Here is a 3,004-nt window from a genome sequence, read left to right as displayed (position 1 = left end):
CAGATGAGTTTTACTATGACCAGCTACCACAACAAAATAAGGTAGCTTAACTAGAGCAGAATATCACTTATAAATAAGCTTTTAGTTGTTCAAACAAGTGGGACCACCTCTAATTGAAGTGATTTTATATTTTTAGTTATACATTCAGCCTTTTAAGGCACTACATATTCAACTTTATTTAAAAAATAATAATTTAAAGAAGTATCAGCGAAAAGCAATGAAAACTGAGGAAGATGATCGTCTTCATTCAACTCATGAGGGCTGAAATATATTTAAGTCAGCAATCACTTTTAACTTTATTTTTACTTATTAATCTGTATGCTTATTCTGCTTTCTCGGGGGGATAGATTTAAATGAAATTTACACAACTTGCGGCACTTTGTGCATTGGCTTCAACTGCAGCATTTTCTCAAGCAAAACCAGTTTGGCAGGACTTTAGCGTTACAGGTCTTTATGGTGAAAACTATAAATCACCATTTCTCACTCAAGATGAAAAGCTTGATCAAACAACGGTTACTGCTGAATATGCGGCCGGTTTAAAATATGGTGATTTCTTTGCTTTCGCTGATCGTACTAACAATGATCCAGAAGGTAATAGTACCTATTTTGAGGTTGCACCGCGTTTAAGCTTAAGTGCAGTTTCAGGAACTAAACTTGAAGTTGGTCCAATCAAGGACGTACTCGTTGCGACAACTTGGGAAGGTGGCGAAGGCTTTAATAACTATTTGTATGGTGTTGGTTTTGCTTTAAATGTTCCATATACACAATATGCAAACATTAACTTCTACAAAGCTGACAATGATAACACTGCAGATGATTATCAAATGACCATCACTTATGCAGTACCATTTAAGTTAGGTACTGAAGATTTCCTTGTTGATGCATTCCTAGATTGGTCAACGGCTGAAGATACACATGCTAGTGAATTGAACTGGACTAGCCAGTACAAATGGAATGTAGGTAAACATATCTCTCCAGACACTAAACTTTATGTAGGTATCGAACATTCAGTTTGGAACAATAAATATGGTTATAAAGGCGTAGACCAAAATGACGTCAGCGCACTTGTGAAATATCATTTCTAATTGATGTATCATCAAAAGCAGAACTCCGGTTCTGCTTTTTTTAAACTGTGATTTCAGATCACCTCTACTAGAACAAGAATATGCCTGATTTTGACATTCGACCTGCGACCGAACTCGACCTTGAAACCATCCTTGAGATTTATAATCAGGAAGTACTCTATGGTACTGCGACCTGGAACAGAACAGCCTTTGATTTGAACTATTTCAAAATCTGGTTTAAGCAGCTTAAAAATCAGAATTTCCCGGTTTTTGTGGTTGAAGATACGCGAAATCAGGTCATTGCTGGCTATGCCTGTTATGATCAGTTTCGCAGTATTCAGGGCTTTCAACAGACGGTCGAACATTCCATCTTTTTAAATCCGGATTATGCAGGGCAAGGTTTGGGTTCTCAATTATTGCAGTATTTAATTGAACAGGCTCAAGTACAGAAACTGCATATCATGGTCGCGGCGATTGATTCTGAAAATACTTCATCGATTCGCCTGCATGAAAAACTGGGTTTCGTTCAAACTGCCTATATGCCGCAAGTCGGACAGAAGTTTGGGCAATGGCGTGATTTGGTCCTCTTACAACTCAATCTGGATCAGGTTTAATTCACTTTTATTTTAAATTCTTCTCTTGATCTATTTTCTTAACATCAGCCTCCCACTGTCTTAATCACTTTCATATTTTCTGATTTTTACTGGATTGGATTACAACAGAGATATTATTTACTTCACAAGCTTGCTATGTTTTATTCAGCTAAAAATCATACTGAATAACACCATGTATAAATCTCTATTGTCTATTGGTCTTTTAAGTTTAAGTATGCTCACTTTTGCTGATTCAGACTTTGAAAAAGAGCTCCGTTCAGGCTGTAGCAAAGTGCAAAGCTATGCAAATAATGGCAAAAAATTCTACAACCAAAAACAATATCAAAAGGCCATAGCGCAATTTGAGCAACAAGCCGCATGGTCATCCTTTTGTGCGATGAATGTAGAAGGCGGTGGTACAGCTTTTTCCGAACGCGATATCACCACGGCGTTTAATAATGTTGGCTTAAGTTATGCCAAGCTTGGAAAGCCGCAATGGGCACGCGCCTGGTTCTCGGTTTTCCCGAATGCTAAAGCCAGCCAGTTCAATCTAAAACAGTTACCTGCACCAGAAAAATCAAAGAGTCTTGCAGGAAAATATGTTCGTTATGCAGGTTTTGGTCAATGGAATACGATGGAAGTTAAACGGGCTTCGAATGCCTACCAAATTGAGTTTAATGGACTCTATATGGGTTTGCGCAGTCTGATTTATGGACCAAATATGGGAGAATTTTCAACCCGCATGCCACTGAATAAAGCTCAGACCAATTACAGCGTAGAAGATTGCAAAATTGATTTGAAATTTCAGTTTAACGCTCAAATTGGACAACAGATTGTGATGAATAGCAACAATCCAATGTCTTGCGGTTTTGGCCATAATGTCTCAGCGGATGGCATGTATTTAAAGGTTGAGTGATTGCTGATTCAGCGATATCTTATTCCCCTATAACAAACATAATATTCAAAATATTATAGGGAAAATATGGCTGATACGGGCAAAGCGATAGGCGGTGAATTTAGAACTGGACAATTTGGTATGTACTTCCTTTGGGATGAAAATACGGAGATCTAATCCCTCCATTATTCAAAAAAGAAAATTCCCCTCTCTTTAAGAGATGAGAAGCTCTGCTTCGTAAGAGGAGATTTAAAATTTAATCCCTCCAAACCTCCCTTTCTTACGCTTCGATATAAAGCAGTGCTTATATCTTGCTTAGGGAGGCTTTTTCCCTCTCCTTCTAGGCATAGGTATCTACACAATTCCTGAACTTTGCGTTAAATTGAAGAGCATGCTCTTCAATTTAACATCTCTGGCCTGGATCAGCGTCTTGTCAAGCGCTATAACAGCCT

General features: G+C 38.0%; 3 protein-coding genes. All 3 read left to right on the top strand.

Features of this window, described 5'->3' with window-relative positions; genetic code table 11:
• The first annotated feature begins 353 nt into the window (after positions 1 to 353).
• The 3 genes from WFH18_RS17120 (at position 354) to WFH18_RS17110 (ending at position 2,573) form a co-directional block, all read left to right on the top strand.
• On the top strand, positions 354 to 1,085 hold the full coding sequence (locus tag WFH18_RS17120) for an outer membrane protein OmpK (RefSeq protein WP_262443212.1): 732 nt from the start codon (positions 354 to 356) through the stop codon (positions 1,083 to 1,085).
• 80 nt (positions 1,086 to 1,165) lie between these two features.
• A complete protein-coding gene (locus WFH18_RS17115) occupies positions 1,166 to 1,678 on the top strand; it encodes a GNAT family N-acetyltransferase (protein WP_262443213.1) in 513 nt (170 codons plus the stop codon).
• Between the two features lie 172 nt (positions 1,679 to 1,850).
• Complete coding sequence (locus WFH18_RS17110; RefSeq protein WP_262443214.1) at positions 1,851 to 2,573, top strand: hypothetical protein; 723 nt, start codon at positions 1,851 to 1,853, stop codon at positions 2,571 to 2,573.
• Positions 2,574 to 3,004 lie beyond the last annotated feature (431 nt).

This window comes from Acinetobacter sp. USHLN143, from assembly GCF_037145695.1.
Taxonomy (GTDB): Bacteria; Pseudomonadota; Gammaproteobacteria; order Pseudomonadales; family Moraxellaceae; genus Acinetobacter; species Acinetobacter fasciculus.
The sequence above is the reverse complement of the archived record's forward strand: the minus strand, read 5'-3'. Positions and strand labels throughout refer to the sequence as shown.